Annotated in this window: 15 protein-coding genes; 8 read left to right on the top strand and 7 right to left on the bottom strand. The window is 70.6% G+C overall.

The genetic code is table 11. From position 1 onward, the window contains the following. Positions 1-127: 127 nt before the first annotated feature. The 5 genes from ACWDA7_RS04175 (at position 128) to ACWDA7_RS04155 (ending at position 8158) form a co-directional block, all read left to right on the top strand. Positions 128-2917 (top strand): nitrate- and nitrite sensing domain-containing protein, encoded by a 2790-nt coding sequence (locus ACWDA7_RS04175; RefSeq protein ID WP_450602662.1) that lies wholly within the window; start codon positions 128-130, stop codon positions 2915-2917. Continuing rightward, positions 2914-3354 carry a roadblock/LC7 domain-containing protein gene (locus tag ACWDA7_RS04170; protein WP_450602661.1) on the top strand — a complete coding sequence of 147 codons (441 nt, stop codon included), beginning with the start codon at positions 2914-2916 and terminating at the stop codon, positions 3352-3354. The genes ACWDA7_RS04175 and ACWDA7_RS04170 overlap by 4 nt, the downstream gene beginning before the upstream one ends. 9 nt (positions 3355-3363) lie before the next feature. Beyond that, positions 3364-3759, top strand: a complete 396-nt coding sequence (locus ACWDA7_RS04165) for a DUF742 domain-containing protein (RefSeq protein WP_450602660.1) — start codon at positions 3364-3366, stop codon at positions 3757-3759. Positions 3760-3954: 195 nt separating this feature from the next. Further along, positions 3955-7572, top strand: coding sequence for a hydantoinase B/oxoprolinase family protein (locus ACWDA7_RS04160; RefSeq protein WP_450602659.1), 3618 nt, complete (start codon positions 3955-3957; stop codon positions 7570-7572). Continuing rightward, entirely contained in the window at positions 7553-8158 is a 606-nt protein-coding gene (locus ACWDA7_RS04155) for a GTP-binding protein (RefSeq protein WP_450602658.1), read from the top strand. The genes ACWDA7_RS04160 and ACWDA7_RS04155 overlap by 20 nt, the downstream gene beginning before the upstream one ends. A gap of 104 nt (positions 8159-8262) precedes the next feature. Here the strand turns inward: ACWDA7_RS04155 and glpK are convergent, their stop codons facing one another. The 4 genes from glpK to ACWDA7_RS04135 form a co-directional block, all read right to left on the bottom strand. Next, positions 8263-9783, bottom strand: coding sequence for a glycerol kinase GlpK (gene glpK, locus ACWDA7_RS04150; protein WP_450602656.1), 1521 nt, complete (start codon positions 9781-9783; stop codon positions 8263-8265). A 788-nt stretch (positions 9784-10571) separates the two neighbouring features. Then, positions 10572-12212, bottom strand: coding sequence for an EAL domain-containing protein (locus tag ACWDA7_RS04145; RefSeq protein ID WP_450602655.1), 1641 nt, complete (start codon positions 12210-12212; stop codon positions 10572-10574). Positions 12213-12434: 222 nt separating this feature from the next. Continuing rightward, positions 12435-13625: a lipid-transfer protein gene (locus tag ACWDA7_RS04140; RefSeq protein ID WP_450602788.1), complete on the bottom strand. Its 1191-nt coding sequence runs from the start codon at positions 13623-13625 to the stop codon at positions 12435-12437. Continuing rightward, complete coding sequence (locus ACWDA7_RS04135; protein ID WP_450602787.1) at positions 13622-14047, bottom strand: Zn-ribbon domain-containing OB-fold protein; 426 nt, start codon at positions 14045-14047, stop codon at positions 13622-13624. The genes ACWDA7_RS04140 and ACWDA7_RS04135 overlap by 4 nt, the downstream gene beginning before the upstream one ends. Before the next feature lie 325 nt (positions 14048-14372). On the opposite strand from ACWDA7_RS04135, the gene ACWDA7_RS04130 reads away from it, so the two are divergent. Further along, positions 14373-14909 carry an NUDIX domain-containing protein gene (locus ACWDA7_RS04130; RefSeq protein ID WP_450602654.1) on the top strand — a complete coding sequence of 179 codons (537 nt, stop codon included), beginning with the start codon at positions 14373-14375 and terminating at the stop codon, positions 14907-14909. A 148-nt stretch (positions 14910-15057) separates the two neighbouring features. Here the strand turns inward: ACWDA7_RS04130 and ACWDA7_RS04125 are convergent, their stop codons facing one another. Then, positions 15058-17424, bottom strand: a complete 2367-nt coding sequence (locus ACWDA7_RS04125; RefSeq protein WP_450602653.1) for a glycoside hydrolase family 31 protein — start codon at positions 17422-17424, stop codon at positions 15058-15060. Positions 17425-17637: 213 nt separating this feature from the next. Here ACWDA7_RS04125 and ACWDA7_RS04120 point away from each other — a divergent pair, with 213 nt between their 5' ends. Together ACWDA7_RS04120 and ACWDA7_RS04115 are read left to right on the top strand one after the other, a co-directional pair. Then, complete coding sequence (locus ACWDA7_RS04120; RefSeq protein ID WP_450602652.1) at positions 17638-19605, top strand: acetoacetate--CoA ligase; 1968 nt, start codon at positions 17638-17640, stop codon at positions 19603-19605. Positions 19606-19720: 115 nt separating this feature from the next. Continuing rightward, complete coding sequence (locus ACWDA7_RS04115; RefSeq protein ID WP_450602651.1) at positions 19721-20611, top strand: hypothetical protein; 891 nt, start codon at positions 19721-19723, stop codon at positions 20609-20611. 159 nt (positions 20612-20770) lie between these two features. Here the strand turns inward: ACWDA7_RS04115 and ptsP are convergent, their stop codons facing one another. Beyond that, positions 20771-22441 (bottom strand): phosphoenolpyruvate--protein phosphotransferase, encoded by a 1671-nt coding sequence (gene ptsP / locus ACWDA7_RS04110; protein ID WP_450602650.1) that lies wholly within the window; start codon positions 22439-22441, stop codon positions 20771-20773. Between the two features lie 78 nt (positions 22442-22519). Continuing rightward, positions 22520-22969 carry a PTS sugar transporter subunit IIA gene (locus tag ACWDA7_RS04105; protein ID WP_450602649.1) on the bottom strand — a complete coding sequence of 150 codons (450 nt, stop codon included), beginning with the start codon at positions 22967-22969 and terminating at the stop codon, positions 22520-22522. Positions 22970-23566 lie beyond the last annotated feature (597 nt).

Below are 23566 nucleotides of genomic sequence, written 5' to 3'. Positions count from 1 at the left end.
GTCGGCAGTCCAGGGGCCGGCGCACACGGCCGGCCCTTCGAGATACGCCTGTGTCGGTAGTAGGCTCGCGCCGTTTGTTGACGCACATGTGTACCCCCGGACCGCGGGGGCCGAGCTGGGGGAGGCCATGCGCTTTCGCGGGAAGTCCATCCGCCGGAAGATCGTGGCGCTGCTTCTCGTGCCGCTGCTGTCCCTGACCGCCATCTGGGCCTTCGCGACGGTGCTCACCGGCCGCGAGGCACAGTCGCTGTTCACGGTCTCGGACGTCGTCGAGAAGGTCGGCTACCCCACCGAGGACACCGTGCGCGTTCTGCAGCAGGAGCGCCGCCAGGCCCTCGTCTACCTCGCCGACCCGCGCGCCTCCGACACGCTCGCCGCGCTCCGGCGCAGCCGCGCCGCCACCGACGAGATGGTCGACAAGCTCCGTCGCGACGGCAAGGACACGGACCTGCAGGACGAGATGGGACCGGGCACCGCCGATCGCCTCAGCTCGATCCTGGACGCCCTGGACGGCATCGACTCGCTCCGGCGCAGCGTCGAGGAAGGCACCGTCAACCGCGCCCAGGCCCTGGACCTCTACGACCGTCTCGTCGACCCCTGTTTCACGCTCCTCGCCAATCTGCAGGTCCTCGACAACATGGAGATGGACAAGGAGGGCCGCGCCCTCGTCGAGGTCTCCCGGGCCCGCGAACTGCTCTCCCGCGAGGACGCCCTCCTGGGCTCCGCGCTCGTGGCCGGCCGGATCACCCGTGACGAGATCCACGACGTCTCCGATCTCGTCGCCCAGCGCGCCGTGATGTACGACATCAGCCTGTCGGTGCTGCCCGAGTCGGAGAGCGCACGCTTCCAGCGCTATTGGAGCAACGCCGACACCGCCCCCCTGCGCGTGGCCGAACGGGCCGTCGTCACCGGCGCCCCCGGCACACCGCACGGGGTGACCGCCAAGAGCTGGGACGAGACCGCCGGGCGGGTTCTGAGTGGCCTCGACACGATGAACACACAGGCCGCGGACCGCTACCAGGACCGCGTCCGTCCCCTGGTCGTCAACGTCATCGTGAAGGCGTGCGTGGCCGGGGTGCTCGGTCTCGTCGCCCTGCTGGTCTCACTGATCCTGTCCGCGCGTATCGGCCGCGGGCTCATCCGCGATCTGCGCCAGCTGCGCCTGGAGGCCCATGAGGCGTCCGGGGTGCGACTGCCCAGCGTGATGCGCCGGTTGTCCGCGGGTGAACAGGTGGACGTCGAGACAGAAGTGCCGCGGCTGGAGTACGACAAGAACGAGATCGGCGAGGTCGGGCAGGCCCTCAACACCCTTCAGCGTGCTGCCGTGGAGGCCGCCGTCAAACAGGCCGAGTTGCGCGCCGGGGTCTCCGAGGTCTTCGTCAACCTCGCCCGCCGCAGCCAGGTACTGCTGCACAAACAGCTCACCCTGCTCGACACCATGGAGCGCAGGACCGAGGACACCGAGGAACTCGCCGACCTCTTCCGCCTCGACCACCTCACCACCCGCATGCGCCGCCACGCCGAGGGCCTGGTCATCCTTTCCGGCGCCGCACCCTCCCGGCAGTGGCGCAAGCCCATTCAGCTCATGGACGTGGTGCGCGCCGCCGTCGCAGAGGTCGAGGACTACGAGCGCATCGAGGTGCGCCGGCTGCCGCGCGTCGCCGTCACCGGCCCCGCGGTCGCCGACCTCACCCACCTCGTGGCCGAACTGCTGGAGAACGCCACCGTGTTCTCGCCGCCGCACACCGCCGTCCAGGTCGTCGGCGAACGCGTAGCCAACGGCTTCACCCTGGAGATCCACGACCGCGGCCTCGGCATGACGGCCGAGACGCTCCTGGACGCCAACCTGCGGCTGGCCGAGACCCCCGAGTTCGAACTCTCCGACACCGACCGGCTCGGCCTGTTCGTGGTGAGCCGGCTCGCCCAGCGGCAGAACGTCCGTGTCTCCCTCCAGCCGTCCCCCTACGGCGGCACCACGGCCGTCGTCCTCATCCCCGACGCGTTGCTGACCGAGGACGTGCCGGACACCAACGGGATCGGCTTCCGCCTCGACCGTCCGGTGCCCCCGAAGGACGCCGGGCACGAGGGGGAGGGCACGGCGCAGCTGTCCCGGGGGACCGCCAGGCTTCCCGGCATTCCGGCCTCCATCCTCAACGGCCCGGTCGAACTGGAGGCACCGGTCGACCTGGACGCGCTCGACGACTTCCCCGACGCCCTGGAGGACGAGGACCGTGAACGAGGTGGCCTGTTCCGCCCCCGCCCTCTCGTGGAGGTCCCGGTCGAGCAGCACCAGCAGGCCCGCGACATCCGGCGGGACGCGGCCCGTTCCGGCAAGAGCGACCACCTCGATGCTCCCGTCCCGCTGCCGCCCCGGCGGACCCCTAAGCTCGTCAGCTCGCACGGCCGCCCCGTCACCGGGCAGGGATCGCGGCGCCAAGGGGCCGATGGGGAACCGAGCGCGCTGGAGAGGCGTGTGACGGGGCTCCAGGGGGCCGAACGCCCGGCGGGCCGCCCGGGAGAACTCCCCGAAGGCGCCGCACGTTCGGTCGGCGACCAGGCCGAGGCACCGGCCTTGCCCCGGCGCCGCCGTACCCCGGCCCCGGACGCTGCGCAGGGGACCACCGCGCACCGGGAATCGGCGGACGGAACGGAAGAGTCCAGTGCGGGCGCGCTGCCCCGCCGTGTACGCCAGGCCAGCTTGGCCCCGCAGTTGAAGGAAGGCCCCGACCGGCGCCGCGAACGCGAGCGATCCAGCACGGCGGACGCGGCGCAACCCGCCGAGCGCGACGCCGATGAGGTACGCAGCCGCTTCGCCTCGCTCCAGCGAGGGTGGCAGCGCGGGCGCGAGGAGAACGCCACGGGCGACGAAGCCCGGGACGGCTCAGCACGAGGAACGACAAAGGGGGACGGTCGATGACCGCACCGAATGCCGCAGGGTCCAACGCGATCAATAAGGGGTCGGGAGAGCTGAACTGGCTCCTCGACGACCTGGTGGAGCGCGTCGCCAGCATCCGCAAGGCGCTCGTGCTGTCGAGTGACGGCCTGCCCACCGGAGTCTCCAAGGAGCTGAGCCGGGAGGACAGCGAGCACCTGGCCGCGGTCGCCTCCGGGTTCCACAGCCTCGCCAAGGGCGTCGGCCGGCACTTCGACGCGGGCGGGGTCCGGCAGACCATCATCGAACTCGACGAGGCGTTCCTGTTCGTCACCGCGGCAGGCGACGGCAGCTGCCTCGCTGTTCTGTCGGACTCGGAATCCGACGTCGGCCAGGTGGCGTACGAGATGACCCTCCTGGTCAAGCGGGTGGGAGTACATCTGGGCTCCGCTCCGCGCACCGATCTGCCCTCGGGTGGGTAGTGGGATGACATGAGCGGAGACGATCAGGGAAGAAGCCGCTGGTTCGACGACGAGGCCGGACCGGTGGTCCGTCCGTACGCCATGACGCGCGGCCGTACCAGCCATGCCGCCCAGCACCGCCTCGACCTGATCGCGGTGGTCGTCACGGAGCCCCATGCGGACGATCCCGAGGCGGATCCGTCGCTGTCCCCGGAGCACGTGGACATCGTCGGCCTGTGCCGCGAGGCGCCGCAGTCGGTCGCCGAGCTCGCCGCCGGACTCGACCTGCCCATCGGCGTGGTGCGCGTCCTCGTCGGGGACCTGGTGGACGAGGAACTGGTGCATGTCACACGGCCCGTGCCGCCCGCCGAACTGGTGGACGAGAGCATTCTGCGGGATGTGATCGACGGCCTGCGGGCCCTGTGACCCCGGCTTTCCGCGCGCTCCGGGCGAGCACACGGGTCCTGCCGCCTGCCTCACGGGTGCCGGCCGCACCTCCGGCCTGCGGACCGGCACGGTGACCACCCGCCCGTTATGATCTGACCGGTCGTCGACCACCGTCCGCAGTTCGCCGACGATCCTGCGGACCCGGTTCCGAGCAGTGCGATCGGAGAGACGGACGTGACCACGGGCTGGCAGTTCTGGGTCGACCGCGGCGGCACCTTCACCGACATCGTCGCGCGCCGCCCGGACGGCCGCCTGCTCACCCACAAACTGCTGTCGGACAACCCCCACCGCTACGCCGACGCCGCCGTCGCGGGCGTACGCGAACTCATCGACGGCAACGAGCCCATCGAAGCGGTCCGTATGGGCACCACAGTCGCCACCAACGCCCTTCTCGAGCGCAAGGGCGAACGCACACTCCTCGTCATCACCCGCGGCTTCGGCGACGCACTGCGCATCGCCTACCAGAACCGCCCGAAGATCTTCGCCCGCGCCATCGAACTGCCCGAACTGCTCTACGAACGGGTCGTCGAGGTCGACGAGCGCATCGCGGCCGACGGCACCGTCCTGCGCGCCCCCGACCTCGAGGCTCTCGCGAGGCCGCTCAGGGAGGCGTACGACGACGGGATCCGCGCACTGGCCGTGGTCTGCATGCACAGCCATCTGCACCCCGCCCATGAGCAGGCGATCGGCGAGCTGGCCGCCCGCATCGGCTTCCCGCAGATCTCGCTGTCGAGCGAGGTCAGCCCCCTGATGAAACTGGTCCCGCGCGGCGACACCACCGTCGTCGACGCCTACCTCTCGCCCGTCCTGCGCCGCTACGTCCAGCACGTCGCCGACGAACTCGAAGGCGTGCGCCTGATGTTCATGCAGTCCAACGGAGGACTCGCCGAGGCCGGGCAGTTCCGCGGGAAGGACGCCATCCTCTCCGGGCCGGCGGGTGGGATCGTGGGCATGGCACGGATGTCGCAGCTCGCCGGATTGCACCGGGTCATCGGCTTCGACATGGGCGGCACCTCCACCGACGTCTCGCACTTCGCCGGCGAGTACGAACGCGTTTTCACCACGCAGATCGCCGGCGTCCGGCTGCGCGCCCCGATGCTCGACATCCACACGGTCGCGGCGGGCGGCGGCTCGATCCTGCACTTCGACGGGTCCCGCTACCGCGTAGGGCCGGACTCGGCGGGCGCGGAGCCGGGGCCCGCCTGCTACCGCGGCGGCGGCCCGCTCACCGTCACCGACGCCAATGTCATGCTCGGCCGTATCCAGCCGGCCCACTTCCCGCGGGTCTTCGGCCCCGACGGCGACCAGCCCCTCGACGACGCCCTCGTCCGCGAACGCTTCGCCGCCCTCGCGACGGAGATCGGCGAGCGGACCGGCGACGACCGCACCCCCGAGCAGGTCGCCGAGGGCTACCTGCAGATCGCCGTCGCCAATATCGCCAACGCGGTGAAGCGGATCTCGGTCCAGAAAGGGCACGACGTCACCCGCTACGCGCTCACCACGTTCGGCGGGGCGGGCGGTCAGCACGCGTGCATGGTCGCCGACTCCCTCGGCATCCGCACCGTCCTCGTGCCGCCCATGGCCGGGGTGCTCTCGGCCCTCGGCATCGGGCTCGCCGACACCACAGCGATGCGCGAGCAGTCCGTGGAGGCGCCCCTGGAGCCCGCCTCGATGCCCGGCGTTCTGGAGACGGCCGACGACCTGGCGGCCACCGCCCGCGCCGAACTCCTGGCCGAGGACGTGCCCGAGGACCGCATCCGAATCGTCCGCCGGGCCCAGCTGCGCTACGACGGCACGGACACCACCCTCACCGTCGAGCTGGCCGACCCCGACGAGATGAGGCGAGCTTTCGAAGAACGTCATCGCACCATGTACTCCTTCACGCTCGACCGCCCGATCGTGGTCGAAGCCCTCTCCGTGGAAGCCATCGGCATCACCGAACCCCCCGATCTGTCCGCCCTCGCCCCGTACGAAGGCCGCCCCGCCGCCCCCGAGACCGCCCGTCTCCACACGGGCGGCACCTGGCGCGACGTACCTCTGCACCGCCGCGAGAACCTGCCTCCCGGCGACACCGTCACCGGCCCCGCGATCATCACGGAGGCCAGTGCGACGACCGTCGTCGACGACGGCTGGCGGGCCGCGGCGACCGACGACGGGCATTTGCTCCTGGAACGGGCGGCGATTACGGAGAGTTCCGATCTCGACACAAAAGCCGACCCCGTCCTGCTCGAGGTCTTCAACAACCTGTTCATGTCCATCGCCGAACAGATGGGCGCCCGCCTGGAGTCCACGGCCCAGTCCGTCAACATCAAGGAGCGTCTGGACTTCTCCTGCGCCCTCTTCGATCCCGAGGGCAACCTGGTCGCCAACGCCCCCCACATCCCGGTGCACCTCGGGTCGATGGGCACGAGCGTCAAGGAGGTCGTGCGGCGGCGGGCCGGCCGTATGCGCCCCGGCGACACCTACGCGGTCAACGACCCGTACCACGGCGGGACCCACCTGCCCGACGTCACCGTCATCACCCCCGTCTTCGACACGGAGGGTGAGCAGATCCTCTTCTATGTCGCCTCGCGTGGCCACCATGCGGAGATCGGCGGCATCGCCCCCGGTTCCATGCCGGCGCACAGCAGCACCATCGAGGAGGAAGGCGTCCTCTTCGACAACTGGCTGCTCGCCGAGAACGGGCATCTGTGCGAAGAGGACACGATGCGTCTGCTGACCGAGGCGCCCCACCCGTCACGCAACCCGAGGACCAACCTCGCCGACCTGCGCGCCCAGATCGCCGCCAACCGGAAAGGCGTGGACGAAGTCGGCCGCATGATCGAGAACTTCGGGCTCGACGTCGTCCAGGCATACATGAAGCACGTCCAGGACAACGCCGAGGAGGCCGTCCGCCGCGTCATCGACGCCTTGGACGACGGCGACTACGCCTACGAGACGGACTCCGGCGCCGTCATCCGCGTCCGCGTCCGGGTGGACCGCGAAAGCCGCTCCGCGACCGTCGACTTCACCGGCACGTCCCCGCAGCTCGCCACCAACTTCAACGCGCCTTTCTCGGTTGTCAACGCGGCCGTGCTGTACGTCTTCCGTACCCTCGTCGCCGACGACATCCCGCTCAACGACGGCTGCCTGCGCCCCCTCGAGATCGTCGTGCCGTCCGGCTCCATGCTCGCCCCCGAGCCCCCGGCCGCCGTCGTCGCAGGCAACGTCGAGACCTCCCAGGCCATCACCGGCGCCCTGTACGCAGCCCTGCGGGTGCAGGCCGAAGGCTCCGGCACCATGAACAACGTCACCTTCGGCAACGACCGGTACCAGTACTACGAGACGGTCGCCTCCGGATCGGGCGCCGGCGACGGATTCCCGGGGGCGCCCGTCGTGCAGACGCACATGACCAACTCGCGCCTGACCGATCCCGAGGTACTCGAGTGGCGACTGCCGGTCCTGCTCGACGAGTTCGCGGTACGGTACGGCAGCGGCGGTGCCGGTCGCTGGCGCGGGGGAGACGGCGCGGTCCGCCGCATCCGTTTCAAGGAACCCATGACCGTGTCCACGCTCTCCCAGCACCGCAGGGTCCCGCCCTACGGTATGGCGGGCGGGAAGCCGGGGGCGCTCGGTGCCAATCGCGTGGAGCGCGCGGACGGGACTGTGCTCCCTCTTCAGGGCAGCGATTCGGCAGACGTGGGCCCCGGCGACGTACTGGTCGTCGAAACCCCAGGCGGCGGAGGCTACGGACCGCCGCCGACCGAACCCCATCGAGCAGGAGACGAGAACGATGATCTTCGGGCGCAGTGAGCGTGGGATGCCGCCGGTGGAGCCCGTCACGCTCAAGATCCTCGTGGCCGGTGGTTTCGGCGTGGGCAAGACCACCCTCGTCGGCGCGGTCAGCGAGATCAGGCCGCTGCGCACCGAGGAGGTGCTCACCGAGGCAGGCCGCCCGGTCGACGACACCAGGGGCGTGGAGAGCAAGAACACCACCACGGTCGCGATGGACTTCGGCCGCATCACCCTCCGCGAGGACCTGGTGCTGTACCTGTTCGGTACGCCCGGCCAGGACCGTTTCTGGTTCCTGTGGGACGAACTGGCCACCGGCGCCCTGGGCGCCGTCGTCCTCGCCGACACCCGCCGACTGGAGGACTGCTTCGCCGCCGTCGACTACTTCGAGCGCCGCTCCATACCCTTCGTGGTAGGTGTCAACTGCTTCGACGGCGCGGCGCGTTATCCCGCCGAGAACGTGCGCCAGGCCCTCGACCTCGACGACGGCGTCCCGGTCGTCCTGTGCGACGCCCGCGAGCGGGAGTCGGTCAAGGAGGTGCTCATCGAGGTCGTCCGGCACGCGATGACGCACGCGGCGGCGGCCCGCGAGAACGTCGCCACCTGAGGCTTCGCGCGCACGGGCGGCCCGTACCCCCGCCGACCGGGGTACGAGCCGCCGCGCTCGCGCGCGTGGTCCACGAGTGACGCACGCGCACGCGGAGGGGGAGATCAGCCCACCCCGTCCTCCTGCCAGCCGAAGCTCTTCTCCACGGCCTTGCGCCAGTTGTGGTACTCGCGGTCGCGCTCCGGCGCCTGCATCGTGGGCGTCCACTCGACGTCCTTCTGCCAGTGCGACTTGAGCTCATCGAGGTCGTCCCACACTCCGGTCGCGAGGCCGGCCGCGTACGCGGCGCCCAGGCAGGTCGTCTCGGAGACCTCCGGGCGGATGACGGGGACGCCGAGCACATCCGCCTGGTGCTGCATGAGGAGGTTGTTCTTCGTCATGCCGCCGTCGACCTTCAGGCTGGTGATCTTCACCCCGGAGTCCTGGTACATGGCGTCGACGACCTCCCGCGTCTGCCAGCTCGTCGCCTCCAGCACCGCCCGCGCCATGTGTGCCTTGGTGACGTACCGGGTCAGGCCGGTGATCACACCCCGCGCGTCCGAGCGCCAGTAGGGGGCGAAAAGGCCGGAGAAAGCGGGCACGATGTACGCCCCGCCGTTGTCCTCGACGCTTGCCGCCAGGGTCTCGATCTCGTCCGCGGTACGGATGATGCCGAGCTGGTCGCGGAACCACTGCACCAGAGCGCCCGTGATCGCGATCGACCCCTCCAGACAGTAGACGGGCGCCTCACCGCCGATCTTGTAGCCCATCGTCGTCAGCAGTCCGCTCTTGGACGGCACCGGACGGTTCCCGGTGTTGAGCAACAGGAAGCTGCCGGTGCCGTACGTGTTCTTGGCCGTGCCCACCTCGTAGCAGGCCTGCCCGAACACGGCCGCCTGCTGGTCGCCCAGCGCCGATGCCACAGGCACCCCCGCGAGCCCGCCGACGGCGGTGCCGTACACCTCGGCGGAGGACCTGATCTCCGGCAGCACCGATTCCGGGACGTTCATCGCGGACAGGATCGAGGGGTCCCACTGGAGGGTGTCCAGGTTCATCAGCATCGTGCGGCTCGCGTTGGTGACGTCGGTGACATGCCGTCCGCCGTCGGTGCCTCCGGTCAGGTTCCAGATGAGCCAGGAGTCGATGGTGCCGAAGGCGATCTCCCCGCGATCGGCGCGGGCCCTGAGACCGGGCACGTTGTCGAGCAGCCAGGCCACCTTGGGTCCGGAGAAGTAGCTGGCGAGGGGCAGTCCGGTCTCCTCACGGAAACGGTCCTGCCCGTCGGAGTCGCCGAGTTCCCTGCACAGCGCGGCCGTCCGGGTGTCCTGCCAGACGATGGCGTTGTGCACCGGCTTGCCCGTGGCGCGATCCCACAGGACCGTCGTCTCACGCTGGTTGGTGATGCCGAGCGCGCCGATCTGGTCCGCGCGCAGCCCGGCCTTGGCGATCGCGCCGGCGACGACCGCCTGGACCTTGGACCAGATCTCCGTGGCGTCGTGTTCCACCCAGCCGGGCTTGGGGAAGATCTGGCGGTGTTCGCGCTGGTCGACGGCGACGATCGCGCCGCTGCGGTCGAAGACGATGCAGCGGCTGGACGTGGTGCCCTGGTCGATCGCGGCGACGTACTTCTGGCCGTTGTCCGTCATGACGTCCCCTTCGTCAAAGGGTCAGGAGGCTGCGTTGTGCACAAGGGCCGTGAGCGCCCCGCCGATCAGTGGTCGCACCACCGGTGTCCAGGCTCAACCCCGGCGCGGGGTCTCCGTCTCCGGTGCGGGGAGCGGGGAGTGGGCGATGCGTGGGCCGAGTTCGCGGGCGGGGTTGATCGCATGGCCGCTCGAGTGCGGACAGTGCCTCGTCCTCGTCGGCGCTGGTTCGGAACCGCGTGATGAGGACCCGCCCGGCGCCCTTGGCCTTCGAGCACTCGAGGGTGACGGCGCCACGGACACCCGCGCTGAACAGGATGAGGACAGCCGATCCGATCAACTCGCCGACGAAGATGCCTTCTTGCGTCATGGCGGCTCCTGGCCCTCGTCCGGGGCGGTTCCGCCCCGTGTCCGTCCTCCGTGCAGGGTGCGTTTCCCTTGGCGACTTCAGTCGAGGGCAGGAAAGGTCCCCGCGCCCCGCCCGGCGTCCGCGACGAGCGTGCCTGCGCAGTGGAATCGCCTGTCATGGCTGACTCGTCGTACGGGCATGGGCCTCAGGGGGCGCACTACCCGAATACGGCCGAATGCGGCGATGCCGACTGACATCCGGAAGTTTTCACCGGCGTCCCGAGAGCGTCAAGGTCGGGGACGGCAATGTTTGAGGCAGGCAGCAGCGCTGCTGCGCGAACGTGGGCCGGGAGACACACGATGGCGAGATGCCGGCCGCGCTGCCGCGGACTTCGGCACCGCGAGAACGCCGCGGATCTCCGCGACGCCCCGGACGGGGCCGGTCAGCCCCGCGCCGGACCACCGGCCCGGGCCGGCGTCGGGGTCACACCGCGGCGGACCTCGTGCCCCGGCAGACCGGCCTGTCCGAAGACCCAACTAGCCCCGCTCAGCGCCTTCGCGGCTTGCTTCAGGGGCGCGAGACACGCCGCCGCCTGGCGGTGGTCGCTCACGCTTCCCGGTGCGCACAGGACCGTGGCCAGCGACAGGGTCACGGGGCGCCCGCCTGCCGACCAAGGCACGTCCAGCACCGAGGCCACGAGGCGATTGAGGCCTTCAAGATCCGCCAGCAGCAGGAAGTCGTCCCCGCCGATGTGCCCGACGCGTGTGCTCCCGGACGCGGCCCCTTGCAGGGACTGCCCCACCGCGCGGATCAGTTCGTCACCGGCAGCGAAGCCCGCCCCGTCGTTTACCTGCTTGAAGTGGTCGATGTCGAGCCAGCCCAGCGCGAACAACCGTCCGTCCGCGATCCGTCGGTCCACCTCGGCGGTGATCGCATCGGAACCGGGCAGCCGGGTCAGCGGATTGAGCCCCGCCGCCTCCTCCACCCGACTCTCCGCCAGCGCTCGTACGAGGTCGGCGAGCCTGACGACGCCCACGCACCGCCCGGCCCGGTCGACCACCGCCACATCGTCGGAGGTACGGTCCCGCTCGCCGTCCGCCACCACGTCGAGCACCTCCCAGGCCGTGGCGTCGATACCGACGGCGCGTGGGGGGTCGCCCAGCTTCGCGGCCGGACGGTCGGCGTACAGCGCATGGCCGTAGCGGCCTGACATCGACAGCAGGAAGCGTGAGCGGTGAATGGACCGGACGGGCACCCCGGCCCGGTCCACCAGCAGTACCCCGGACACGTCGGGCGAGCCGGTCAGCCGCGCCCGCACCTGTGCGGCCGAGGCCGTGGTCGGCAGCAGCGCGGCAGGCCGGACGAACTGCCGCACTGAAGGACCGGTGGGCGGCGCCGGATCGGCCGAGGCAGGAAGCGGCGGAACGTATACGTCAGCGGCGGGACGCCGGGACGGCGGTGCGAACAGGTCGCCCTGGGCCAGTTGCGCGCCAGCCGATCTCACGGCTTCGCACTGCAACTCCGTTTCCACGCCCTCGACCGACAAAAGCGCGCCCAGTTCCTCGCACAGCGTGCGCATGGCCCGCACCACGGCCGGCCGGGACAGCAGCGACACATCGAGCTTCACCACGTCCGGTGCCATGTCGGAGAGCAGCCGCAGCGGTATGTCGCCGTCGCCGACGCCGTCCGCGCAGATCCGGAAGCCTTCGCCGCGCAGCGCGTCGACGGCCTCCAGCAGAGCCCGGTGCGGCACGTGCGTGAACGGAGGACCGATGTCGATGGTCACCTCCCACGGCAGCCGGCCCGCTTCACGCACGGCGTTCCGTACGGCGGTGAGGCCACCGAGGTCGGCGAGAGTGCCGGCGAACACATTGACATGCAGCGGAAGCAGCGCCTCCCTGTGTGCCGCCGCGGCCACCGCCAACGCGGCCAGGTTCCCGTCGAGTTCGGGGTCCCGGCGCGCCTGGGCGAGGATGTCGCCGGTCTCCGGGCGTGCGAGGATCTCCAGCGCTGTGACCCCTCCGGTCGTCAGATTGACCACCGGCTGGAAAGCGAAGCGGAGAGTATCCGTCCAGGAGGGCACGGGAGCATAATGACGCCAACGGGGCACGCCGAGAAGCAGTTCACGACCTGTTCACACAGCATTCCCGGGTGAACACGGAGCGTGTGAACACCGGCGGCGGAAGCAGTGAGGCCCAGGGACGCGTGAGAGACGTGGGTGACTGACGTACGTGGGTGCGTGATTGCCGTGGTCCCCGTGCCCCAAGTCGACCGGTGTGACGCCGGTGCCCTGCGCCTCGCCCCCTCACCGCACCGCCACGACCGCGGACCCATGCCCGAACAGCCCCTGGTTCGCGGTGATTCCGACCCGCGCACCGGCCACCTGCCGGTCGCCCGCTGCGCCACGCAACTGCCAGGTCAGCTCGCACACCTGGGCGATCGCCTGCGCCGGAACGGCTTCCCCGAAGGAGGCCAGTCCACCACTGACGTTGACGGGTATCCGTCCGCCCAGCGCAGTGGCCCCTTCCCGCAGCAGTTTGGCCGCTTCCCCCTCCTGGCACAGCCCCAGATCCTCGTACCACTGCAACTCCAGAGCGGTGGACAGGTCGTAGACCTCGGCGAGGGAGAGGTCCTCGGGACCGATCCCCGCTTCCTCGTAGGCGTTCCGCGTGATCGAGGCGCGGAAGGTCTCGCCGGGGGCCTCCGCCCCCAGCGCCGAGTCCGTCGCGATGTCGGGCAGATCGACCACGGTGTTCGGATAGCGGGGAGTCACCGTGGACACCGCGCGTATGCGCACCGGTTCCGGCATTCCGTGCCGTCGCGCGAACTCCAGGCTCGACAGGACCAGGGCCGCCCCGCCGTCCGATGTCGCGCAGATGTCGAGCAGCCGCAAGGGATCGGCGACCACCGCGGATGCGGCGACTTCCTCAACGGTGACCGGCTTGCGGTAGCGGGCGTTGGGATTCAGCGCTCCCATGGCCGCGTTCTTCACTTTGACCTGGGCGAAGTCGTCGACCGTGTCGCCGTGGACGGCCGTCCGCCTGCGCGCGTACAGCCCGAAGTACACCGGATTCGTCGCTCCCAGGACCCGGAACCGCAGCCAGTCGGGATCGTCGGGCCGGTCACCGCCGGCGGGACGGAAGAACCCCTTGGGCGCCGAGTCCGCCCCGACCACGAGCACCACCTCGGCGAGCCCCGAGAGGATCTGCGCCCGCGCCGCGTCGAGGGCCTGCGCGCCCGATGCGCACGCCGCGTACACGCTCGCCACCCGTGCACCCTGCCAGCCGAGGGCCTTGGCGAACGTCGCCCCTGCGACGTACCCCGGATAGCCGCCCCGCACCGTGTCCGCGCCCACGATCGAACCGACGTCCCGCCAGTCGACTCCCGCGTCGGCGAGCGCCGCGCGCGCCGCCGCCGTCCCGTACGCGACGAAACTTCGCCCCCATTTGCCCCAGGGATGCATGCCCGCGCCGAGCACCGCCACATCCTCCGTCATATCGCCACCCCCGTCGGCCGCCAGTGCCATGTCGTCCACGTCGTCTCCGTGTCCTCGCTCAGCACACCGGGGACGACCTCGACCTGACCGCCCACCTCCAGATCGGCGACGGTCACCCCCGGAACCGCCTGCCCGAGCACCACGATGCGCTCCGCTTCCAGTTCCACCGCGACCAACGTGCAGGGCTCCCATGGAAGTTCCGGATTGGTCACATAGGGTGACGGAGGGCGGTACTGGGAATCGGTGTATGACCAGATTCGCCCGTATCTGGACAGTCGCACAGTGTGGAGCTGACCGTCGGTGCAGCCCGGGTTGCGGCAGAAGGTGTCCTCTCGTGGAAAGAACACCGACCCGCAGGCGGAGCACCGTGTGCCGACGAGGTGGAAGTCCTTCCCCTCGCCGGCGAACCAACCCGCCACCACGGGTGTGCGGACACGCGGCATTGTCCCTCCCGAGTCATCTGACGAAACGTCAGGAGTGTGTCACGGCCGATCGGAAAGCGGCAGGCATCGCGAAGAACCGCACGCGCCCCTGCCGGCGTCGGACCAGAGATGGGGGCGGCCGGGGCCCACGGGGGTGGTTCCGGCCGTCCCGGTCCTCGATCGGGCCGAAAGCCCTTGTGCGGCGGGGCGGAAACGGCACACACCGCGACACCCCCGCCCACACCGACGCCGCTTCGGCCTCCGCATGGCCATACCGCCCTGCCCCCGGAAGACGCCCTCCCCGTGATCGGATACAGTCCGCCCCGTGTCCGAATCCCCGTTCGCATCCGCCGACTCCGTGCCGGGCTCGCATTGTTCGAGCTGCGGAGCGCCCTACGGCGAGGGCGTCTCCGACTGGCCCCGCACCTGCACCGCGTGTGGCACGGTGGCCTATCGCAATCCGCTGCCCGTGGCGGTGGCCCTCCAGCCCGTGTACGACACCAAGGGAACAGCCCTGGTGGTCATCACCCGAACCATTCCTCCCGCCCGCGGCGGTACCGCCCTGCCCGGAGGCTTCATCGAGTACCGCGAGGACTGGCGGAACGCCGTCGTCCGGGAACTCAAGGAGGAGACGGGCATCGACGCGGCCGCCCGCGATGTGCGGCTCGTCGACGCGATGAGCTCGCCCGACGGCCACCTCCTGCTGTTCGGGGTGCTCCCCGAGCGCCCGGCCGCCGACCTCCCGCCGTCCGCCGGTACGGACGAGACGGAGGGCTGGCACCTCCTGCGCCGTCCGGCCGAACTCGCCTTCCCGCTGCACACGCTCGTCGTACAGGGATGGTTCGAGGGCCGCTACGTGTGAGACACGGGCGGGACGGCCTCCGAGCACGTCCCGCCCGGACCGAACCGCCGGGCAGCGCGGGCGGCCACCGCTCGACTCGCGCACGCCGGGAACGCCGCGCCCCGTGGCCGGCACGCGGCGGAGACACCACGCGCGCGTGCCGCCCGGCTCACCCGGTGCGCAGGCCTCGTAGGCGGACCGGATACGTCGGCTCGTCCTTGCCGTCGTCACCGTCCCGCCGGACCACTACTTTGCGGCCCTTCCATCGGGTCACATACCGCTCCGTGGCCGCCTCGGCCCATCCGTCGCCCGGGTCCGGCACCACCACCCCGCCTCCCGAACGTCCCCGTGCGGGTGCCCACACCTCCAGCTCCAGACCGCCGTCCTCGGCCCGCACCGGCAGGACGGCTCCCGCGCGGGCGAGCACCGGAATCCGCCCCAAGGGGGCGTCGATCCGCACATGCCCCGGCCCTTGGTACGCCTCCTCGGTCGTCGTGTCGTACCAGCGGCCCCGCGGCAGGACCACCGTCCGCCGGCGCGCTCCGGCCTCCAGTACCGGAGCCACCAGGAGGCTGTCGCCCAGCAGGAAGGCGTCCTCGCAGTCCCTCAGCGCCCGGTCCTCGGGCGTGCCCCACCACAGCGGCCGCACGTAGGGGGCGCCCGTGCGGCGCGCCATGTGCGCCAGCGTGACGAAGTACGGCAGCAGTCGCCGCCGCTCGACGAGCGCCACGCGCGCGTGCTCGAGGACCTCATCGCCGAACTCCCAGGGCTCCCGGCGGCCGGCCCGCAGACTCGCGTGCGTACGGAACAGCGGCAGATACGAGGCGAGCTGGAACCAACGCAGATACAGCTCGGGCGACGGAGTCCCGTCGAAGCCGCCCACATCCGGCCCGGAATACGGGATGCCGCACAGACCCAGCCCCACCACCAGCGCCAGTGAGGCCCGCAGGCCGGGCCAGCCCGTGGCCACGTCCCCGGACCACGTTCCTCCGTAGCGCTGCATCCCTGCCCATCCCGAGCGCGAGAAGAGAAACGGTCTCTCGTGCGGGACGAGTCGGCGCAGCCCCTCATGTGCGGCCCGGGCCATGCACAGGCCGTACACATTGTGGGCTTCCCGGTGGTCGCCGCCACGGCCCTCCAGCGCGTGCCGGGCCGACCGGGGCAGGGTGTTCTCGCCGAAGGCCGTGAAGGACACCGGTTCATTCATGTCGTGCCAGAAACCCGCGAAGCCCTGCGCGAGGCGCTCTTCGTAGAGACCGCCCCACCATTGCCGCACACGGAGGTCCGTGAAATCCGGGTAGACCACCTCGCCGGGCCACACCACCCCTTTCACGAGCCGGCCCGCCGCGTCCCGGACGAACGCGTCCTCGTCAGTTCCGCTCTCGTAGACGGCGTTGCCCGCGACGGCCTCGACCGCAGGGTCGACGATCGACACCAGACGGATTCCGTCCTGGCGCAGGTCCTCGGCGAGCGCCGGCAGCTTCGGGAAGCGGTCCCGGTCGACCGTGAACACGCGGTGGCCGTCGTAGTGGTCGATGTCCAGATGGACCGCGTCGAGGGGAAGCGCGCGCTCCCGGTAGCCCGCGACGATCCGGCGCACTTCGTGCTCGCTGCCGAAACCCCAGCGCGCATGATGGTGCCCGAGGGCCCAGGCCGGCGGAGCGGCGGGCGCCCCGGTCAGTGACGCCCAGACGAGCAGCACGCGCGCGGGGGTGCCCACCATGACCCAGCACCGCAGCGGCCCGCCCTCCATCCGCAGCTCACTGGCGCCCACCCGGTCGTGCCCGGAGCCCGCGCCCTCCTCGCCCTCCCGCAGCGTCACCGTGCCGTCCCAGGAGGTGTCGTGGAACACCAGATGCGTGGCCGCGTCGGCGACCACCATCTGCACCGGCATGGTGATGTACAACGGGTCGTCGCCGGGCCCGAACGGCTGTCCCGGATCCGTGTTCCACAGCCGGTACGTCCCGTTGCGCAGCCGTGGTCCCGACGCCCGGCCGCCGAGCCCGAAGAACCGTGCGTCCGGCGCCACTTCGGACCGCTGCATCCAGCGGGCGACGCCGCCGTTCACGGGCTCCCACCACCGGGGCGCGAGATCGCGGCGCAGAGTCACTCCGCCCGGCGTGCGTACCTCGATGGCGCCGTGCCGTGAGACCGCGACCGTGACGCGCTCCGCCACGACCCGCCAGCCGCCGTCCTTGTCGGGCTCCAGTACGGCCCGCGGATCGGGCTCGGGAGTGCGGTCGGCGAGTGCGTACGACGGCTCGGGCCCGGCTCCGTCCCAACCCCAGAACACCGCTCCGTTCACGGCCACCGTGATGCGCAGCTCGGCCCGGGCGAACCGTACGAGACCGCCGCCGGGGCCAGGCTCCACCTCCCGCACGGCACCGGGCACCCGGGCCCGTTCCGCACCCCGCCGCGGCAACCCGGTGGCGTCGGTACGCCTCCTGCGCCATGCGGCGCGAACCGTGCGCAAGCCCTGCGCCGCACCCCCCGAACCGACCGCCTTCACCGAACGCACCAGGTCACGACCGTCCATGCTGCTCACCCTGCCATTGACATCCCCGTTGAGGTGTGCCGTTCAACTGCCGTTCACCAGTGGTGAGAGCACATCTTCACGCCGGCGACTATGTGTGGCGCACCCTGGTGCAGAAGTCGATCACATGGCATCGTCCGTGTCATCCGCGTGACGCGCACACCCCAGCCCGTGCGCGGTCCACGCACACGACGCGCACAGCCCGGGAGCCGCCCCATGACCTCAGCGAACCCCAAGCCGCTCTGGCAGCCCGACGCCGACCGCATCGCCCGGGCGCAGATCACCAGGTTCCAGGCCTGGGCGGCCGAGCACCACGGAGCACCCGCCGAGGGCGGCTACCCGGCCCTGCACCGCTGGTCGGTGGACGAGCTGGACACGTTCTGGAAGGCCGTCACGGAGTGGTTCGACGTACGGTTCTCCACCCCCTACGCGCGCGTGCTCGGCAGCCGCGCCATGCCCGGCGCCGAGTGGTTCCCCGGGGCGACCCTCAACTACGCCGAACACGCTTTGCGCGCGTCCGCGACCCGGGCCGACGAGCCGGCTCTCGTGGCCGTCGACGAGACGCAGGAGCCGCGCCCCGTCACCTGGTCCGAACTGCGCCGCCAGGTGGGCTCCCTCGCCGCGGAACTCCGTGCCCTCGGCGTGCGGCCGGGGGACCGCGTCAGCGGCTACCTCCCGAACATCCCGCAGGCAGTCGTCGCCCTCCTCGCCACGGCAGCGGTCGGCGGCGTGTGGACCTCCTGCGCGCCGGACTTCGGTGCCCGCAGTGTCCTGGACCGCTTCCAGCAGGTCGAACCGGTCGTCCTGTTCACGGTCGACGGCTACCGCTACGGCGGCAAGGAGCACGACCGCCGCGAGATCGTCGCCGAGCTGCGCCGGGAACTGCCCACCCTGCGCGCCGTCGTCCACATCCCGCTGCTCGGCACCGAGGCTCCCGAAGGCGCCGTGGAGTGGTCGTCGCTGACCTCGGCCGACGCCGAGCCCGTCTTCGAACAGGTCCCGTTCGACCACCCGCTGTGGGTGCTGTACTCCTCGGGCACCACCGGTCTGCCCAAGGCCATCGTGCAGTCCCAGGGCGGCATCCTGATCGAGCACCTCAAGCAGCTCGGCCTGCACTGCGACCTCAGCACCCAGGACCGGTTCTTCTGGTACACCTCGACCGGCTGGATGATGTGGAACTTCCTGGTCTCCGGCCTGCTCACGGGCACCACCATCGTTCTGTACGACGGCAGTCCCGGCTACCCCGACACCGGCGCCCAGTGGCGCATCGCCGAACGCACCGGCGCGACCCTCTACGGCACGTCCGCCGCCTACGTCATGGCGTGCCGCAAGGCCGGCGTGCGTCCGGGCCGCGACTTCGACCTCTCCCGCGTGCAGTGCGTGGCCACGACCGGCTCGCCGCTGCCGCCCGACGGCTTCGGCTGGCTGCACGACGAGGTTCGCGACGATCTCTGGATCGCCTCCGTCAGCGGCGGCACGGATGTGTGCTCCTGCTTCGCGGGAGCGGTGCCGACCCTCCCCGTCTACATCGGCGAACTCCAGGCGCCCGGCCTCGGCACCGACCTCCAGGCCTGGGACCCCAGCGGCAAGCCCGTGATCGACGAGGTCGGCGAGCTGGTCGTCACCCACCCGATGCCCTCCATGCCGATCCGCTTCTGGAACGACCCCGACGGCAGCCGCTACCACGACAGCTACTTCGACATGTACCCCGGAGTCTGGCGGCACGGGGACTGGATCACGGTCACCTCCCGCGGATCCGTGATCATCCACGGCCGCTCCGACTCCACACTGAACCGCCAAGGCGTCCGCATGGGTTCGGCCGACATCTATGAGGCCGTCGAGCGTCTCCCCGAGATCAAGGAGTCCCTCGTCATCGGCATCGAGCAGCCCGACGGCGGCTACTGGATGCCCCTCTTCGTCCAGCTGTCGCCCGGAGCCGCCCTGGATGAAGCCCTCCTGAACCGCATCAAGCAGACCATCCGCGAACAGCTCTCACCACGCCACGTCCCCGACGAGATCATCGAGGTCCCCGGCGTCCCGCACACCCTGACCGGCAAGCGCATCGAGGTCCCCGTCAAGCGCCTGCTGCAGGGCACACCGCTGGAGAAGGCCGTCAACCCGGGCTCCATCGACAATCTCGAACTGCTGCACTTCTACGAAGAACTGGCCCGAAAGCGCCCCTGACGCCCTCCGCGGCCACGACGAAACCCCGCGGCGGCTGGGCAACCGCGGGGAGCGGCGTTGTCAGTGGTCCCCATTACTGTGGGTGACGACTGATCAACTGCATGTAGGGGGAACCATGCCGCACACCGACCAGACCATGCGACGTGTCCTGCGCCGTGAAATCGCGGGCACGATCGGGCTGTTGACCGACGAACACGACTTCACCGCGATGCAGCGCTACCGCACCTTCGCCTTCGACGACCACACGACCTACCTCCGGCAGGTGGAAGCCCTGCTCAGGACCCTCGCAGAAGAGGGCAGCCACACCGCGGTCGCCCTCTTCGACCCGGAGGAGTACGCGGAGTTCTGCGCCGAGACCGGCCTGGAACCGGACGCACAGGCCAGCCGCACCCGCTTCACGGCCGAACTGGCCGCCACAGGACCGACCATCCCCTACGACGGGCAGCCACTGGCCGAACTCCTCCCGGACCTGGTCGACGAAGCCGTACGCCAGGCCACCTGGCAGTACGCCACCGCGGTCCTCGCCCGGCTCGACGCCTGTGCCTCCTGCGGCGAGGACATCGGACGCACCGCCTTCGCCCAGGCCACCCAGCTCCTCACCCGCATCCTCGACACCGCCGGCCCCGGCCACCGCCACCTGGTCTGCAGCGTCTCGGCCCCGGCGGAAACCCTCCTCGCGGTGCTCCACGCCGACGAGGACCCCGACGGAACCACCCGCCTCGACGAGTCGGAGGCCCTGGAGTTCACCAGCGTCCTCGCCCTCGGCATCGCCACCCCCAGCGCCGGCGGACTCGTCATGCGGACCACCGCGCCCGACGGGACGGACCGTGTCTACGGCTGGCGTCTGCGGGGCGAAGGCCTCGAACCGCTCACCGCAGGAGAGGTCTTCGACGCCTACTGCACCGACGTCGAATCCGGCGACCTCGTCTCCCCGGAATCCGGCGTGGACTACTGCGCTCCACCGGATCTCGGGGACTACGGACCCCCGACGGGCCATACCCACTGAACTCGCGCGGGGGCAACGATGTCGGGGGTGTGAAGGGAATCGGAACAGCCCGTAAGAGCCGTAAGCGCTGAGCGAGGGGGAGGCTGAACGGCCGAGGGGCACCCCATCAGCAGATGGAGTGCCCCTCGCCGCACGACGGGTGAGTCCCGCCGCCCCGGATCACTCGCCGGACAGCACCGCCTGAGCCGCGAGGCGCGCCTCATCGGCGGAGTCCGCGGCACGCGCGGCCGCCGCGGCGCGCTCGCACTGCGCCAGCGTGTACTTCGCCAGGGTCGCCCGGACATAGGGAAGCGACGCGGCACCCATGGACAAGGAGGTGACGCCCAGACCGGTCAGCACACACGCCAGCAGCGGGTCCGACGCGGCCTCGCCGCAGACGCCGCAGCTCTTGCCCTCGGCCTTCGCCGCCTCCGCGGACAGCGCGACCAGGTCGAGCAGCGCGGGCTGCCACGGGTCCTGCAGGCGCGAGACCGCGCCCACCTGGCGGTCCGCGGCGAACGTGTACTGGGCGAGGTCGTTCGTACCCAGCGACAGGAACTCGACCTCCTGGAGGATCGAGCGCGCCCGCAGTGCCGCGGAGGGGATCTCCACCATGGCGCCGAACTTGGCCTGCAGCCCGGCCTCACGGCAGGCGTCCGCGAACGCCTTCGCGTCGGTGCGGTCGGCGACCATGGGCGCCATGACCTCGAGGTAGACCGGGAGACCCTCTGCGGCCTTCGCGAGTGCGGTCAGCTGGGTACGCAGCACCTCGGGGTGATCGAGCAGCGTGCGCAGACCGCGCACACCGAGCGCCGGGTTCGGCTCGTCCGCCGGGGTCAGGAAGTCCAACGGCTTGTCCGCACCCGCGTCGAGCACACGCACCACGACTCGGCCCTCGGGGAAGGCCTCGAGGACCTGGCGGTAGGCCTCGATCTGCTTCTCCTCGGATGGCGCGTTCTTGTTGTCGTCCAGGAACAGGAACTCCGTGCGGAACAGACCGACACCCTCGGCCCCGGCCTCGAGAGCGGCCGGCACGTCCGCCGGACCGCCGACATTCGCGAGCAAAGGCACCTTGTGACCGTCGGCCGTGGCACCCGGCCCGGTCGAGGCGGCCAGAGCGGCCTTGCGCTCGGCGGCCGCGGCCTCGAGCTGCGCCCTCTTCTCGGCGCTCGGATTCACGAAGATGTCACCGGTGCTGCCGTCGACGGCGACCACAGTGCCCTCGGCGAGCTCGCCCGCCCCCGGGAGCGCCACGACGGCCGGGACCCCGAGAGCTCGGGCCAGAATCGCGCTGTGGCTGGTCGGGCCGCCCTCTTCGGTGACGAAGCCGAGAACCAGGGCCGGGTCCAGCAGGGCCGTGTCCGCCGGCGCCAGGTCACGAGCGACCAGGACGTACGGCTCGTCGCTGTCCGGTACGCCGGGCATCGGCACCCCGAGCAGGCGGGCGACGATACGGTTCCGCACATCGTCGAGGTCGGCCACACGCCCGGCCAGGTACTCCCCGGCGTTCGCCAGCAGCTCGCGGTACGAAGCGAACGCGTCGTACACCGCGCGCTCCGCCGTGCTGCCGACGGCGACACGACGCTCCACATCGGCCATCAGCTCGGGGTCCTGCGCCATCAGGGCCTGTGCCTCCAGCACCGCCTGGGCCTCGCCCCCCGCCAGGTTGCCCCGCGCTATGAGGTCGGCAGCGACAGCGTCCACGGCCTGTCGTGCGCGGCCCTGTTCACGCTCCGCGTCCTCCACCGGAATCTGCTTCGCCGGGGGTTCGAGCACTGCCGTCCCCATGTGCCGGACCTCGCCGATCGCCACCCCGTGGCTCACACCGACGCCTCGCAGCGTTGTCTCCATCTCACCCGTCTCCGAATCATGCGGCAGGTCCCGCCACCGCGCTGGTTGTCTGTAATGCCGTTCAGAACGGCGCCGGCATCACTGCCAGGAGAAGAGCTGGTCGCCCGCCTTCACGTCGCCGTCCTCACGGAGACCGGAGAGGGATTCGGCCGTGGCCTCGAGCGCCACCACAGGGCACACCGGAGACTTGCCGGCCTGCTCGACGGCGGCCGGGTTCCAGCGCACGATCGCCTGACCGCGCGTGACGGTGTCGCCCTTGTTGACGAGCAGCTCGAAGCCCTCACCGTTCAGCTGGACCGTGTCGATGCCCAGGTGGGTCAGCACACCATGGCCCTCTCCGTCCACAACGACGAAGGCATGCGCGTGGAGCGAGATGATCACACCGTCCACGGGCGCGACGGCCTCCGAGGGCTCGCGCGCGGGGTCGATCGCCATGCCGGGCCCGACCATCGCTCCTGAGAAGACGGGGTCGGGCACTGCGGCCAGTGCGATCGCGCGCCCGGCGATAGGGGACGTCACGGTGGTCATGGGAAGCCTCCCGGGGGTGGAGATCCGAATGGGCCGTCACTACCTGTCCCGGACGGCGCACTGGGCAGCAGGGTATGTCATATGAAGTGCCGGTTCCGCATGAGACGGAGGGGGTTGAAGACCCTGGACAACGGCCCGAACGGTTTGCGCCCGGCTCAGGCTGCGTGTACAGTCGTATCCCTGCCTGCGGCGGACTGACGCGACCAAGCGTCGTTGCCCGGCAGCACCCAAACTTTGTCGGATCCTATCTCGGGGTCCCGTTCTGCATGTCTGCGGGGCGGCGGTCAGAGAGACGGAAAATCACTGATAGAGTTTGAAACACCGAAGGGAAGCGCCCGGAGGAAAGCCCGAGAGGGTGAGTACGAAGGAAGCGTCCGTTCCTTGAGAACTCAACAGCGTGCCAAAAGTCAACGCCAGATATGTTGATACCCCGTCCGTCGGAGATATTTCCGATGGTCGTGGTTCCTTTGAAGAATACACAGCGAGGACGCTGTGAACGGTCGGATTATTCCTCCGACTGTTCCGCTCTCGTGGTGTCGCCCCGATCACGGGGAAGCATTCACGGAGAGTTTGATCCTGGCTCAGGACGAACGCTGG

The sequence above is a fragment of the Streptomyces sp. NPDC001156 genome (assembly GCF_053598275.1).
Note: the sequence above shows the minus strand (reverse complement) of the source record. Positions and strands in the feature narration are given on the sequence as shown.